Here is a 13,924-nt window from a genome sequence, read left to right as displayed (position 1 = left end):
CGGCCCGGGCCCTGGGGCGGTCGCTGGCGCGAAACTAGGCGTGGACCCCTGTCGAGACGAGGTCCGTCAGGAGATATCTTGATGTCGAGCAATGTTGCAGACGTGGAGCGGAGCACCCGGTGACTGACTCGACCATCATCTATACGCACACTGACGAGGCCCCGGCCCTGGCAACGTATTCCTTCCTGCCGGTGGTCCGGGCGTACGCCTCGCAGGCGGGTGTCGCCGTCGAGACCCGCGACATCTCGCTGGCCGGGCGCATCATCGCCCTGTTCCCGGAGTACCTGACCGAGGACCAGCGCATCCCTGACGCCCTCGCCGAGCTCGGCGAGCTGGCCAAGACGCCCGCCGCCAACATCATCAAGCTGCCGAACATCTCGGCGTCCATCCCGCAGCTCAAGGCGGCGATCGCCGAGCTGCAGGGCCAGGGCTACGCGCTGCCGGACTACCCGGACGACCCGAAGACCGACGAGGAGCGCGAGATCCGCGCCCGCTACGACAAGGTCAAGGGCTCCGCCGTGAACCCGGTCCTGCGTGAGGGCAACTCGGACCGCCGTGCCCCCGCGTCGGTCAAGAACTACGCCAAGTCCCACCCGCACCGCATGGGCGCCTGGTCCGCCGAGTCCAAGACGGACGTGGCGACCATGGGCCAGAACGACTTCCGCTCCACCGAGAAGTCCGTGGTGATCGCCGAGGACGGCGCGCTGCGCATCGAGCTCGTCGGCGACGACGGCAGCACCACCGTGCTCCGCGAGTCCGTACCCGTCCAGAAGGGCGAGGTCGTCGACGCCTCCGTGATGCGGGTCGCCGCGCTGCGCGAGTTCCTGACCGAGCAGGTCGCCAAGGCCAAGGCGGAGGGCGTGCTGTTCTCGGTGCACCTGAAGGCGACGATGATGAAGGTCTCCGACCCGATCGTCTTCGGCCACGTGGTGCGCGCCTTCTTCCCGAAGACGTTCGCGAAGTACGGCGACAAGCTCGCCGCGGCCGGCCTGACCCCGAACGACGGTCTGGGCGGCATCTACAAGGGCCTGGACGCCCTGCCCGAGGGCGCCGAGATCAAGGCCTCCTTCGACGCCGAGCTCACCGAGGGCCCGGAGCTGGCGATGGTCGACTCCGACAAGGGCATCACGAACCTGCACGTGCCCTCCGACGTCATCATCGACGCCTCCATGCCGGCCATGATCCGCACCTCCGGCCACATGTGGGGCCCGGACGGGCAGGAGCACGACGCCCTGGCGGTCATCCCGGACTCCTCCTACGCGGGCGTCTACCAGGCCGTGATCGAGGACTGCAAGGCCAACGGCGCCTTCGACCCGTCCACCATGGGCACGGTGCCGAACGTCGGCCTCATGGCGCAGAAGGCCGAGGAGTACGGCAGCCACGACAAGACCTTCGAGATCGCCACCACGGGCACCGTCCGCCTGGTCGACCAGAACGGCACCGCGCTCATCGAGCAGACCGTCTCGGCCGGTGACATCTTCCGCGCCTGCCAGACCAAGGACGCGCCGATCAGGGACTGGGTGAAGCTGGCCGTCACCCGCGCCCGCGCCACGGGCGACCCGGCGGTGTTCTGGCTGGACGAGACCCGCGCCCACGACGCCAACCTGATCGCCAAGGTCGAGCAGTACCTGCCGGAGCACGACACCGAGGGCCTGGACATCCGGATCCTGAACCCGGTCGAGGCGACGAAGCTGTCGGTGGAGCGCATCCGGCGCGGCGAGAACACCATCTCCGTCACCGGCAACGTGCTGCGCGACTACCTGACCGACCTGTTCCCGATCCTGGAGCTGGGCACCAGTGCCAAGATGCTGTCGGTCGTCCCGCTGATGGCGGGCGGCGGCCTCTTCGAGACGGGTGCGGGCGGCTCGGCGCCGAAGCACGTGCAGCAGCTGGTCAAGGAGAACTACCTGCGCTGGGACTCCCTGGGTGAGTTCTTCGCCCTGGTGCCGTCCTTCGAGCAGCTCGCGAAGGTGGCGGGCAACGCCCGCGCCCAGGTCCTCGCCGACACCCTCGACCGCGCCACGGCGACCTTCCTCAACGAGGACAAGTCCCCGACCCGGCGCGTCGGCGGTATCGACAACCGCGGCAGCCACTTCTACCTGTCCCTGTACTGGGCGCAGGAGCTGGCCCGGCAGACCGACGACGCGGACCTGGCGAAGGCCTTCGGCCCGATCGCCGAGACGCTGGCCGCCAACGAGCAGAAGATCGTCGACGAGCTGAACGCCGTCCAGGGCAAGCCGGCCGACATCGGCGGCTACTACCAGCCCGACCCGGCGAAGGCCGCTGAGGTCATGCGCCCGTCCGCCACGTGGAACGAGGCGCTGGCGTCCCTGAGCTGACGCCCCGGACCACTCGGTCCCTCCGCTCCGCCCCGGCCTGCGCACCGCCCGGCCGGGGCGGAGTTATGTTCGAAGAGGCCGGGCTTTCGAGCGGAGCCCCCCGACACCGTCCCCTGGAGCCGCCGCGTGACCGACGACCTCCGGTCCTTCGACGTCCTGCCCGGCGCCGGGCACTCCCCCGTGATCCTGCATGTCCCGCACTCGGCGCGGGAGATACCGCCGTCCGTACGGGCGGACATCGTGCTGGGCGACGACGAGCTCGCGCGGGAGCTGGACCACATCACCGACGCGCACACGGCTCAGATCGCCGAGGCGGCGGCCGGAGCGGCCGGTGTCGTCCCATGGCGGTTCGTCAACCGGCTGTCGCGGCTGGTCGTCGACCCCGAGCGCTTCCCCGACGAACGGGAGGAGATGCGGGCCGTCGGAATGGGCGCGGTCTACACCCGGACCACGCACGGCGCCGTGCTGCGGTCCGGGAACGTCGAGGCCGGGCCGCTCGTCCAGCGCTACTTCCTGCCGTACGCGCGGGCGATGACGCAGGCCGTGGCGGACCGGCTGGCGGCCACCGGGCGGGCCGTGATCATCGACGTGCACTCCTATCCCCGCGCCCGGCTGCCGTACGAGCTGCACGGGGAGGGACCCCGCCCGCCGGTGTGTCTCGGCACCGACTCCTTCCACACCTCTCCCGGGCTACTGGAGGCCGCGCGGCGGGCCTTCGGGGACGTCGGGGAGACGGGGCTCGACAGCCCCTTCAGGGGGGCCTACGTGCCGCTGGAGTTCTACGGGACCGACCCGCGGGTCGAGGCGCTCATGGTGGAGATCCGCCGGGACACCTACATGACCGAGCCGGGCGGTCCCGCCGGCCCCGGCCTCGGACGGCTCGCCGCCGCGCTGGCCCGCGTGGTCGACGCCGTGTCCGGCTGACCGGCACCGGCTGGAGCACTCCTAGGGCGTGTTCGCCCTAGGCCCGCAGCCACTCCGTCACCACCACGTCCCCGCCGGTCCGCAGCCGCAGGGCGAACGGGCCCGGGGGCGGTGCGTCGGCGGTGAAGCGGCCCAGGTCGTCGGACGTGAGCGAGGAGCCGGGGCGTGGTCCGGTCAGGACCTCGATCCTGGCCGGCTGCGGCGGCAGCACCTGGCCCATCAGCCCGTGTGCGGTGACCTCGACGTCGACGGTCACCTCGCCCGCCTGGAAGGTCAGCATCCGGGGCGGGTCGCCGGCTCCCCGGACCGGCAGGGCGTCGACCAGCGAGTCGAAGGTGAGCTCCGCGACGCGGGCGTCCAGGTCGTGCAGCGCGTAGGCGTCGACGGCGATCTGCTGGAGCTCCGCCGGAACGGGGTCCAGGACGGCGGCGGCCTGCCGGAGTTCCTCCTCCAGCAGCCCCGCGTCCAACCCGTCGTCCCCCCAGCTCTCTTCGTCGAACAGCTCGTCGTCGTTCATGTCGCTCATATCGCCCCCCGCGCTTCGAGCCGGGCCCGCAGGCGGCGCAGACAGCGCTGGCGCAGCGGCCCGATGCTGCCCACCGCGATCCCGAGCGCGGCGGACACGTCCTGGTAGCTGGGCGGCGGCGTGGCCATCAGCACCCGCAGCAACTGCCGGCACCGCTCGCCCAGTTCCTCGAACTCCTGCCACAGCCGCCGTACCCGTTCGCTCTGGGCGGCGGCCTCCTCGGAGTCGAGCAGCGACTGTTCCGGCGTGCCGTCCTCGCTGACCCGGTCCAGGATCTGTGGATCGTCCGTCAGGGTCAGCCGTCGCGAGCTCCGGATGACCTTCAGGCACTCGTGGCGCGCGGTGCTCGCCAGCCACGCGCCCGCCTTGCCGGGTTCCCGGATCCGCCCGAGGTGCTGGGCGAAGCGGAACCAGGCGGTCTGGTAGACCTCGTGGGCGTCCGCGTCGGACAGCCGATGGGCCCGCACCACGGACCACACCAGGGGGCTCAGCCCTTCCACGAGCGCCTTCCAGGCCGCCGCGTCGCCGTCGGCGGCGGCCTGGACGAGCGCGCCGGCATCAGTACGGTCCACGGCAGCCCCACCCCTCGAGTACGGCACGTCATCGTACGCCGTGGAGGGGGCGGTTCCGGCCCTCACAGACCGGGGGTGAGCGGGACGACCGGGACAGGGCGCCAGGTGGGCGGGCGCAGCGCCGGTACGTGCGCCCCGCGCACCTCCGCGAAGCCGGTATCGGCGGCGATCAGTCGCCGCCGGGCCGCGCGCGGATCGGTCTCCTTGTGCGCCGTCATGTGGGCGGCGACCAGGCCGGCGGTCACGGGGGTGGCGAAGGAGGTACCGCTCCACTGCGCGTACCCCTCGAACATCACCTGGTCCGGCTTGGCGGAGGCGCTCTCGTCGCTCAGCACGCCGGTGTGGCGGGGGTGCCGGCAGGTGCAGCCGTAGGTGAAGCCGTAGCGGCAGGCGTCGTACGTGGAGTGCTGGTAGACGTACGGGACGGGTGTCTCGAAGCCGGTGAGGGCGCTGGTGAGGCGCTCGCCGGGGGCGTAGACCTTCACCCAGGGGCCGTGGTTGGTGAAGCAGGCGCCGGACTCGCCGTCGCTGCGCAGCGCGCCGACCGACAGCACGGAGTCCTCCCAGCCGGGCAGGTCGGCGTAGGCGGCGGGCCAGAAGGGGGTGGCGCTGCCGTTGTTGCCGGCGGCGGCGACCAGCAGGGTGCGCTGCTCGCGCAGTTCCCGCATGAAGTTCTCCACGCCGAGCAGGCCGTCGGTGCGGCCGTTGGAGGTGCCGGCGGAGAGGCTGAGGACGTCGGGCCAGCCGCCGGCGTCGACGGCCTCGAAGAGCTTCTCGCCGAACTCCGACTCCAGGACGGCGCCGGCGTCGTTGAGGCTGCCGCGCACGGTGATGTCGGTGTTGGGCGCGACGGCGGCGACGAGCCCGGCGATGAACGTGCCGTGCCCGACGTACTGCTGGAGGATCCCCTGCTCGTCGCACTCCTGGACCTGGGCGTCGCCGTCGGCGTGGGCGAGGAGCGCGCAGGAGCGGTAGTCGTGCGTGAGGCCGGTGTCGACGACGAGGACGCCGACGGCGGTGCCCGGGTCGTACGCCGTGTCCGCGGCCGCCGGGTTGGGCGGCTCGCTCGCCGGGACGGGTACCGGTTCGTCGCCGGGGCAGGCGTTGACCGCGATGTGCACCACGTGGTTGCGGGCGACCATCCGGTGCCCGGCCCGGGCCTCGCGCTCGCGCACGGACCGAAGGGCCTGCGCGACGGCACGGTCGGTTCCCCGGCTGCCCTCGCCGGGGTCGCCGACCCGGATCCGGGTGACGCCGCTGCGGCTGGCCCGCGGGCCCGCCCGGCGGACCTGGTCCTGGTCGAGATCGGGTGCCGCCGTGAAGTGCGCCCGTACGGTGTCCTCGACGATGCGGGCCTCCTCGCCGTCGCGGACGAGGACGACGCCCTTCTCGTACATGAACTCGGCCGAGTCGTCCGGTCCCATCGCCAGGGGGACGTCCGGCATCGAGCGCTGGATCTGGTCGAACTGCTCGTGGAATCGCTGAGGTGCCATGCGGGTCCTCCCACTGGGCGACGGCGTCGGTCGGTGCGGCGAACGGTCGTCGGTGCTCGTCGACAAGAGCCGCCGGGCGGCTTTTTGATACAGGTCCAACCCTGTGTGCCGCCGTTCGGGGGCCACTACCATCCGAGGAGTGACAGCGGGAAGCGGCTCGGTGCAGGAACTGCTGCCAATGGTGTTCGCCGATCCGGGCGAGGCTCTCGCGAGGGCCCGGGCGCTGCTCGACGCCGTCCCCTCCCCGCTGGACGCCTCCGTCGCCCATCAGGTGATCGGTATCTGGCAGCGGGACTTCGGTGATCTGCGGCTCGCGCTGAACCATCTGCGGCGGGCCCGGGAGTTCGCGGCGCGGGCGGACTCGGCCGATCGGGAGGCGGACGTACTGGCCACCCTGGGAGTGGCGCTGGTGCACGCGGGGCGCACCCGGGAGGGCTTGGCGGCGTTCGAGCGGGGGGTCGCGCGGGGCGGCGGGCACACCCGGGCCCGGGTGCTGTACCGGCGGGCGTACGTGTGGTGGGTGCTCGGTCACCATCGCGAGGCGCTGGAGGACGTACGCCGGGCGATTCCCGTGCTGCGCCAGGCGGAGGACGTGATCTGGACGGCGCGGGCGCTGACCTTGCGGGCGACCGTGCACCTGGCGCTGGGCGCGGTGGAGCGGGCCGAGGCGGACTTCGCCGCGGCCGAGACGCTGTGGGAGACCACCGGCCAGGAGCACGACAAGGCCGACGCGGTGGAGAGCCGGGGACTCGCCGCGTTCCGGTCCGGTGACGTGCCGGCGGCGCTGCGGCTGCTCGACGAGGCGGAGGAACGCTACGCCCGGCTGGGCACGCCGACGTTCATGCTGAACATCCGGCGCTGTGAGGTGCTGATGGCGGCCGGGCTGGCCCCCGAGGCACTGGCCGAGGCGGACGCGGCGATCGGGAAGCTGGACGGGATCGGCGGCGGGCAGCGGCGCACCTGGTGGGAGACGCACGCCCGGCTGGTGATGATCGAGGCGCGGCACGCGGCCGGGCGCGGCTCGGGGCGGCTGGTCGCCGACGCCGCCGCGGTGGCCGGGAAGCTGGCCGCCTTCGGCGCTCCGGCCGCGCCGGAGGCGTCACTGCTCGCCGGCCGGATCGCGCTGGGTCTGGGCTGGACGGCGGACGCGGAACGGCATCTGGCCGTCGCCGCCCGCAGCAGACGCAGCGGCCCGCCGCTGGCGCGGATGACGGGCTGGGCGGCGCAGGCGCTGCGGGCCCGGGCCGCCGGGTCCACCCGGGGTGTGCTGGAGGCGTGCCGGCGCGGCCTGGACGTGCTCGACGACCACCGGATGACGCTGGGCGCCTCGGAGTTGCGGGCCCGCGCCACCGAACAGGGCGCGGAACTGGCCGCGTTGGCCGGTCGGGCCAGCCTCGTCTCCGGCGGCCCGCGGCGGCTGCTGGTGTGGAGCGAGCGCTGGCGGGCCACCGTGCTGTCCACTCCGCCGACCCGGCCGCCCGCCGACCCGGAACTGCTCAGCGGCATGACCGCCTTCCGTGAGATCGCCTCCCGCGCGGAGGCCGCCCGGATGGAGGGCCGGCCGGTTCCGGCTCTGGAGCGTGAACAGCGGCGCCTGGAGCGGCAGATCCGCTCCCGGACCCTGCACATGCGCGGCGAGACCCCCGGTGGGGGTGACCGCTTCGACGTCGGCCGGCTGCTGGAGCGGCTGGGCGACGAGGTACGGCTGGTGGAACTCGCCGTGCTCGACGGACGGGTGCAGGTGCTGCTGTGCGGGCAGGGGCGGGTGCGCAGGTTCGAGGCGGGGCTGCTGGCCGACGCGGAGACCGAGGCCGAGCACGTGCAGGCGGGGCTGCGGCGGCTGGCGCACCCCGGGGCAGAAGCGCGGCTTCCGGTGGTGGAGGCCGCGGGGCGGCGGCTGGAGGAGCTGCTGCTCGGACCGGCGGCGGAACACCTGGGCGGCGGCCCGGTGGTGATCGTACCGCCGGGGCGGCTGCACCGGGTGCCGTGGGCGCTGCTGCCGTCGCTGCGGGAACGCGTGCTCAGCGTGTCGCCGTCGGCCGGCAGTTGGCTGCGGGCCCGGGAGACCGCGCCGCCGCCGGACGGCCGCCATGTGCTGGTACGTGGCCCGGGCCTGGCCACGGGCGGCGCCGAGGTGCCCGAACTGGCCGGCCGGTACGCCTGCGCGACGGTCCTGGAGGACGACGAGGCGCGGGTGCCGCGGGTGCTTCAGGAGCTGGACGGGGCCGCGCTGGCGCACATCGCCGCGCACGGCACGTTCCGCGCGGACAGCCCGCTGTTCTCCTCGCTGCGGATGGCCGACGGGCCGATCGTCGTGCACGACTTCGAGCGTGTCGACCGCAGCCCCTACCGGATCATCCTGTCCTGCTGCGACACGGCTCTCCTCGCCTCCGTCGGCGCCGACGAACTGCTCGGCCTGGTCACCGCGCTGCTGCCGCTCGGCACGGCCGGGGTGGTGGCGTGCAGCGCGCCCGTCAACGACGCCGCGGTGGTGCCGCTGATGCTCGCGCTGCACAAGGGCCTCGGGGCCGGCCTCTCCTTGGCGGAGGCGCTGCGCGACGCCCGGGCCGCCCTGCCGGGCGACGCGCTGCACCAGGCCACGGGGTGGGCGTTCTCGGCGTTCGGGGCGGCCTGACCCGTCCCCTGTTCGGGTCAGGCCGCCGGTCAGGGTGCGGCCTCAGGCCGGCTGGGCTTGCGGGACTTCCGTCAGCAACGGCAGGGCGCCGCGGTCGCTCGCGCCGAGGCGGGCGTAGGCGCTGTACAGGTGGTTGCCGACGGTCCGGATCGACAGGGTGAGGCGTTCGGCGATCTGCCGGTTGCTCAGGCCGGCCGCCGCGAGCGTGACGACCTGCCGTTGCCGGACGGTGAGTTCGCCGAGGACCAGCCCGGACAGGGCGGGTGTGCGGGCGCCCTGGCAGCGCCGGGCCAGGGCGACGGCCCGGGTGCGGGAGTGGCGGGCGGCGCTCGGATCGCGGTGGGCGCGCACGGCCTGGGCGTGCGCCTCCGCGGCGAACAGCGTGAAGCCGCGCCGCTCCAGTTCCTCCGCCACCTCGACCAGGGCCGGGCCGTCGGCACGGGTCAGCGCGTCGGCGTGCCGGGCGAACACGCCGGTCAGCCGGTCGATGACCTTCTCGGGGGCGCCGAGACGGACGGCGTCGTAGGGGTCGGTGAGGGCTTCGAGGTCCAGGTCCCCCCGGCTGTCCACCGGTGTGCGGGCGCGGGCGAGTTCGTCCCGGCACGACGCGTCCCCGGAATCGCCCCGCAGGCCTTCTCTCGCCCAGGCCTCCGCCTCCCTCAACTCGCCCCGCAGCCGGGCGAACCGGGCGCGTAGGGCGGCGTACCGGCCGGGCAGCGGGCCGCCCTCGGCGACCAGCCACTCCCCCACCGGCGTGGGCATCGCCCGCACGTCGTCCTGGTCGATCCGGCGGGCCAGTGCGGCCGATTCGGCGTCTAGCGCCGAGGCGTACGCGTCCGGCGTCCGGGCCAGCCGGCGCGCCCGCAGCCGGCCGGCCGCGGCTCTGAGCACGGGGCCGTGGAGGGGGTGGGCGAGGCGGACGCCGCCCAGGTCGTCGACCTCGATCAGGCCGTCGGACTCCAGGACTTCGAGGGCTCCGATGTCGAGGTCGAGGTCGTCCAGTGTCCGCGACAGGGGTTCGGCGAAGGCGAGGCGGTCGAGGGTCTCCCGTTCGAGCGGGCAGGTGCGGCCGAGGACATGGGCGGTGCGTTCGCGGACGGCCGTGGTCAGCGGCACCGGGCCCCGCCACGCCCGTTCGCCGGTGCCCGGCACGACGGTCAACTGTCCGCGGACGGCCCCCAGCAGGTCGCGCAGCAGCCGCAGGTCGCCCCGGCTCAGGCGCCGCAACCGGTTGACGGTCAGTGGTTCGAGGGGTCCGGCCCCGGCCGCTGCGAGCAGTTGCGCGGTCTCCTCGTCGGGCAGCCGTTCCAGGGCGAGACGCGGCAGCAGCTCGCCGGTCCACAGCCGGGCGATCGCACCCGGCACCGGGCTGCCGTCCGTGGCGACGACCAGCAGGCGGGTGCGGCCGTGCACGGCGAGCTGGTGGACCAGGGCGGCGGAGGCGTCGTCGAGCAGATGGGCGTCGTCCACGACCAACGTCCGCACGCCCGACAGGAGCTGGACCGCGCGGTGCAGGGTGACCGGCTCCGGCAGCAGATGGGCGAACGCGGCGAAGGGGATGGCCCGGCTCTCGGGCGTACCCGCCGCCCGGGCGCAGTCGGTGCCGCGGAGCGCCTCGGTGACGAGGCGGGTCTTGCCGCACCCCACCGGGCCCGTCACCACGATGCCGCGGCGTCCGCCGGCCAGGGACCGGCGGACCAGCTCCAGTTCGTCCTCCCGCCCGGCGAACGGCCAGGGCAGCTCCAGCGTCGTCGCGTCCCGCTCGTAAGTCGTCACACATGCATGAGCGCCGCTACTCACTTCTGATACAGGGCGACTTGAGTAGCCCCCGACTCAGGCGCCCGGGACCGGCCGCGGGGCAGGCTGTGGCCATGACCGCACGCTACTGCTCGCTGGCACAGGCGCCGGCGCCCGCCTTCGCAACCGGGCTGGCGGCCGAGCGGCTGAGCGCGCTCGCGAGCGGGCGGCGGATGTGGGTCAACGGCACGGTCCTGCACTACTGCTTCTTCGACCGTGACACCGACGCGTCCGTCATCCCCGTGCCGGGGACGGGGATGACGCGACGGGTGTCGTGGGCCGGCGCCGGGGAGCAGCGGGACGTGGTGCGCGAGTGCTTCGAGGAGTGGCGGCACCTCGGCATCGGGATCACCTTCGCCGAGGTCGACGACCCTTCGGAGGCCGAACTGCGCATCGGGTTCCAGTTCGGCGCCGGCTCCTGGTCGGCGGTGGGCCGGGACGCGCTGCCGGCCGGCCGGCACGAGCGCACCATGAACTTCGGCTGGGACCTGACCGTGCCCGGGGAGCGCGGGACGGCCCTGCACGAGATCGGGCACGCGCTCGGCATGCTGCACGAGCACCAGAGCCCGTTCGCCGGCATCCACTGGGACGACGAGGCCGTGTACGCCGAGATGGCGGGCCCGCCCCACCACTGGAGCCGGGAGCGGACGCGCTACAACATCCTGAGCAAGCTCGACCCGGACGAGGTCAACGGCTCCGTCTGGGACCCGCATTCGATCATGGAGTTTCCGTTCCCGTCGGGGCTGGTCCTGGAGCCGGAGCAGTACCGTGCGGGTCTCCACCCGCCCGGCACCCTGTCCGCCGCCGACAAGGAGTTCGCGCTCCGCTGGTATCCGCCGGCGCTTCCCCCGGGCCCGCCCGAGCTGGTGCCGTTCCGCTCGGCGCCGCTCGGTCTCGGGCCTGGCGAGCAGGCCGACTTCGTCGTCGACCCGCCTCAGACCCGCACGTACACGCTGGGCACCTTCGGCGACAGCGACGCCGTCGTCGTGGTCTTCGAGGAGCGGGACGGGGAACCCCGCTACCTCGCCGGGCGGGACGACGGAGGAACTCCGCACAACGCCACGATCAGCGCGCGGCTCGTCAAGGGCCGCCGCTACTTCGTCCGCGTCCGCCTGTACTCCGCCTGGGGTTCCGGCGAGACGGCGGTGATGTGCTGGTGACGGCACGGATCCGCCGCGCGGGCACCTGAGCCACAGTCCGGCGCCGGGGGAAGGGTCGAGGACGTCGCCTCATCGGGGGTGGGTGACGTCCTCGACCACGCCATGCGTTCTGAACCGGTGCGCTCTGCCCACCGGCGCGTGCGCCCTTGCGACCCTTGCCCCCAGGAGTGAGGGCCACCCCGACTATCCACACCCCACTTCGGTCCGTTCACCCCCGTCCGCTTGTGCGAGCAGCCCGTCGACGAACGTGCGGAGCCCTTCGGGGTAGATGTCCCGTGCGGCCAGCGCGGCCCATCGGACGCCGATGGCGGCCAGGTGGGGCACATGGGACGGGTCCAGGTCGTCTCGGTAGGCGAAGGGCCGGCCTTCGTCCCGTCGGCGGGCGGAGTGGGCGCGGACGAGGACCTCGCCGACGGTGTAGTACCAGATGTTGCGGAAGACGTCGACGCTCTGTTCGTGTGTGCATCCGTGGTCGCCGGCGCCGGCCACGATGGCTTCGACCATCCACATCGCCGATTCGTCGAGGAGGCCGACGAACCCGTCGGCCGAGAGAACCTCCGCGGCCCATGGCCAAGCCGTGAGGGCGTCGTGCATCGCGGTGGCGGCCGTGACGATGCGCTCCCGTGGGTCACCGGGCAGTTGCGGGCGTTCGATCTGCTCGATGTGGTGATTGAGCAGGAGGAGCAGCAGGTCGTCCTTGTTCCGGATGTGGTGGTAGAGGGTCGTCGTCCCGATGCCGATCTCGGCGGCCAGGCGGCGGATCGTCAGCTTCTCCCAGCCGTCCTGGTCGATGAGCCGACGGGCGGCCACCAGGATCTGCGCACGGGAGGTCAAGGGGGGCCGGCCGGTGCGGCCGTGCGGTGCGGGCGCTCGGGACATCGTCCCATCATGCCGCCCCGCCGTCCCCCGCCTCGAAACGGGTGCGGTTCGGCTTTCGGGTTCACGGCGGCCTGTCCCATGCTACTTTCGGAACGTGTTCGAAAAGTCAACGGGCAGCGTGGGGAAGGGAGTTCGTGATGACGAACAGGTCCGGTGCTCGGCCAGGTCTCACGCTCGGCACGGTGGCCCTGGTGCAGTTCATGGTGTCGCTGGACCTGTCGGTCGTGAACGTCGGACTCCCGCAGATCGCCGCCGGCCTCGGCTTCAGCGCGGTGGGCCTGACCTGGGTGATCCACGCCTACGCCCTCACCTTCGGCGGGCTGCTCCTGCTGGGTGGCAAGGCCGCCGACCGGTACGGCCGCCGGCGGATCCTGCTGCTCGGACTCGGCCTGTTCGGGCTCGCCTCCCTCGCCGGCGGCTTCGCCCGGGATCCCGGCCACCTTGTCGCCGCCCGAGCGGTACAGGGCATGGGGGCCGCCGCGCTGGCTCCGGCCGCACTGGCGCTGCTGACCACGACGTTCCCCACGGGCAGGGCCCGCGTCCGGGCCTTCGGGGTATGGAGTGCGACGAACGCCGCCGGAGGCGCCTTCGGCGTCCTGTTGGGCGGCCTGCTCACCGAGTACGCCAACTGGCGATGGGTCATGTTCGTGAACGTGCCGATGGCCGCTTGTGCGCTGGTCCTGGCCTGGCGCGGCGTCGCCGCCGACCGGCCGACGGCTCGCGGTGGCCGTCCGGACGTGCTCGGTGCCGTCCTGGTCACGGCGGGCACGACCCTGCTGGTGTTCGGCGTCGTGCGCACGGATCAGTACGCGTGGACCTCGCCGGTCACCCTGACGACTCTGGCGGTCGCCGGAGCGCTGCTGGCCGCGTTCGTCCGTGTCGAGCTGACCACCGCCCGCGAACCTCTGGTCCGGCTCGGCCTGTTCGCCAACCGCTCGGTCACCGGCGCGAACGCCTACACGCTCCTGGTCGGTGCGGCCATGGCCTCCTGCTTCTACTTCGCGTCCCTCTACCTCCAACAGGTCCTCGGGACGGGGCCGGCCCGGACCGGGATCATGTTCCTGCCGTTCGCCCTCGCCGTGGTCGCCGGCTCCGTGCTCGCCGTCAAGTTCGGCTACCGTCTCACCCCCCGCGTCCTTCTGGTCATCGGCGGACTGCTGACTGCGACCGGGCTCGCCTGGTTCGGCCTGATCAGTCCCGATGGAGCTTTCACCACCGACGTTCTCGGGCCCTCGATCGTCACCGGCGGCGGCTTCGGGCTCTGCCTCGGACCGGTCGCCTCCCTCGCCACCGCCGGCGTCGCACCGCACGAGACCGGCACCGCCTCAGGCCTGCTCAACAGCTCACGCCAGATCGGTGCCTCACTCGGACTCGCCGTCGTCGGCGCCGCGGCGCACCACCGCACCGGCCGGACCGCCACACCCGAGACGCTCAACGACGGATACGCGCTCGGGCTGACCCTCAGCGCCGCGCTCCTGATCGCCGCGGTCATCGTCGCCCTCACCGTCCTGCGCCGAACCAGTCCACCGTCACGGGTCGAGCGGACCGATGACCGTGCTCTGTTCCCCGCCCGGGACTGACCATGCCAGACAGGAGGAT

General features: G+C 73.2%; 10 protein-coding genes. 5 read left to right on the top strand and 5 right to left on the bottom strand.

What is annotated here, in order from left to right:
• The first annotated feature begins 119 nt into the window (after positions 1-119).
• Positions 120-2,339, top strand: a complete 2,220-nt coding sequence (locus CP976_RS37575) for an NADP-dependent isocitrate dehydrogenase (RefSeq protein WP_150484340.1) — start codon at positions 120-122, stop codon at positions 2,337-2,339.
• A gap of 126 nt (positions 2,340-2,465) precedes the next feature.
• Positions 2,466-3,263 (top strand): N-formylglutamate amidohydrolase, encoded by a 798-nt coding sequence (locus tag CP976_RS37570; protein ID WP_150484339.1) that lies wholly within the window; start codon positions 2,466-2,468, stop codon positions 3,261-3,263.
• 37 nt (positions 3,264-3,300) lie between these two features.
• On the opposite strand, the gene CP976_RS37565 is transcribed toward CP976_RS37570, so the two are convergent.
• The 3 genes from CP976_RS37565 to CP976_RS37555 form a co-directional block, all read right to left on the bottom strand.
• A complete protein-coding gene (locus tag CP976_RS37565; RefSeq protein WP_150484338.1) occupies positions 3,301-3,789 on the bottom strand; it encodes a hypothetical protein in 489 nt (162 codons plus the stop codon).
• Positions 3,786-4,361 (bottom strand): RNA polymerase sigma factor, encoded by a 576-nt coding sequence (locus tag CP976_RS37560; RefSeq protein ID WP_150484337.1) that lies wholly within the window; start codon positions 4,359-4,361, stop codon positions 3,786-3,788. The genes CP976_RS37565 and CP976_RS37560 overlap by 4 nt, the downstream gene beginning before the upstream one ends.
• A 62-nt stretch (positions 4,362-4,423) precedes the next feature.
• On the bottom strand, positions 4,424-5,854 hold the full coding sequence (locus CP976_RS37555; protein ID WP_150484336.1) for a S8/S53 family peptidase: 1,431 nt from the start codon (positions 5,852-5,854) through the stop codon (positions 4,424-4,426).
• A gap of 178 nt (positions 5,855-6,032) precedes the next feature.
• Between CP976_RS37555 and CP976_RS37550 the strand changes: the two genes are divergently transcribed.
• Positions 6,033-8,489, top strand: a complete 2,457-nt coding sequence (locus CP976_RS37550) for a CHAT domain-containing protein (protein ID WP_150485674.1) — start codon at positions 6,033-6,035, stop codon at positions 8,487-8,489.
• A 42-nt stretch (positions 8,490-8,531) separates the two neighbouring features.
• Here the strand turns inward: CP976_RS37550 and CP976_RS37545 are convergent, their stop codons facing one another.
• Positions 8,532-10,265, bottom strand: coding sequence for a LuxR family transcriptional regulator AbsR2 (locus CP976_RS37545; RefSeq protein WP_150484335.1), 1,734 nt, complete (start codon positions 10,263-10,265; stop codon positions 8,532-8,534).
• 95 nt (positions 10,266-10,360) lie between these two features.
• Between CP976_RS37545 and absR1 the strand changes: the two genes are divergently transcribed.
• Positions 10,361-11,446, top strand: a complete 1,086-nt coding sequence (gene absR1, locus CP976_RS37540; RefSeq protein WP_150484334.1) for a beta-glucuronidase AbsR1 — start codon at positions 10,361-10,363, stop codon at positions 11,444-11,446.
• 183 nt (positions 11,447-11,629) lie between these two features.
• On the opposite strand, the gene CP976_RS37535 is transcribed toward absR1, so the two are convergent.
• Complete coding sequence (locus CP976_RS37535) at positions 11,630-12,325, bottom strand: TetR/AcrR family transcriptional regulator (protein ID WP_150484333.1); 696 nt, start codon at positions 12,323-12,325, stop codon at positions 11,630-11,632.
• 137 nt (positions 12,326-12,462) lie between these two features.
• On the opposite strand from CP976_RS37535, the gene CP976_RS37530 reads away from it, so the two are divergent.
• Entirely contained in the window at positions 12,463-13,905 is a 1,443-nt protein-coding gene (locus CP976_RS37530) for a DHA2 family efflux MFS transporter permease subunit (protein ID WP_150484332.1), read from the top strand.
• Positions 13,906-13,924: the final 19 nt, after the last annotated feature.

It is taken from the genome of Streptomyces coeruleorubidus, assembly GCF_008705135.1.
Lineage (GTDB): Bacteria > Actinomycetota > Actinomycetes > Streptomycetales > Streptomycetaceae > Streptomyces > Streptomyces coeruleofuscus.
Note: the sequence above shows the minus strand (reverse complement) of the source record. Positions and strands in the feature narration are given on the sequence as shown.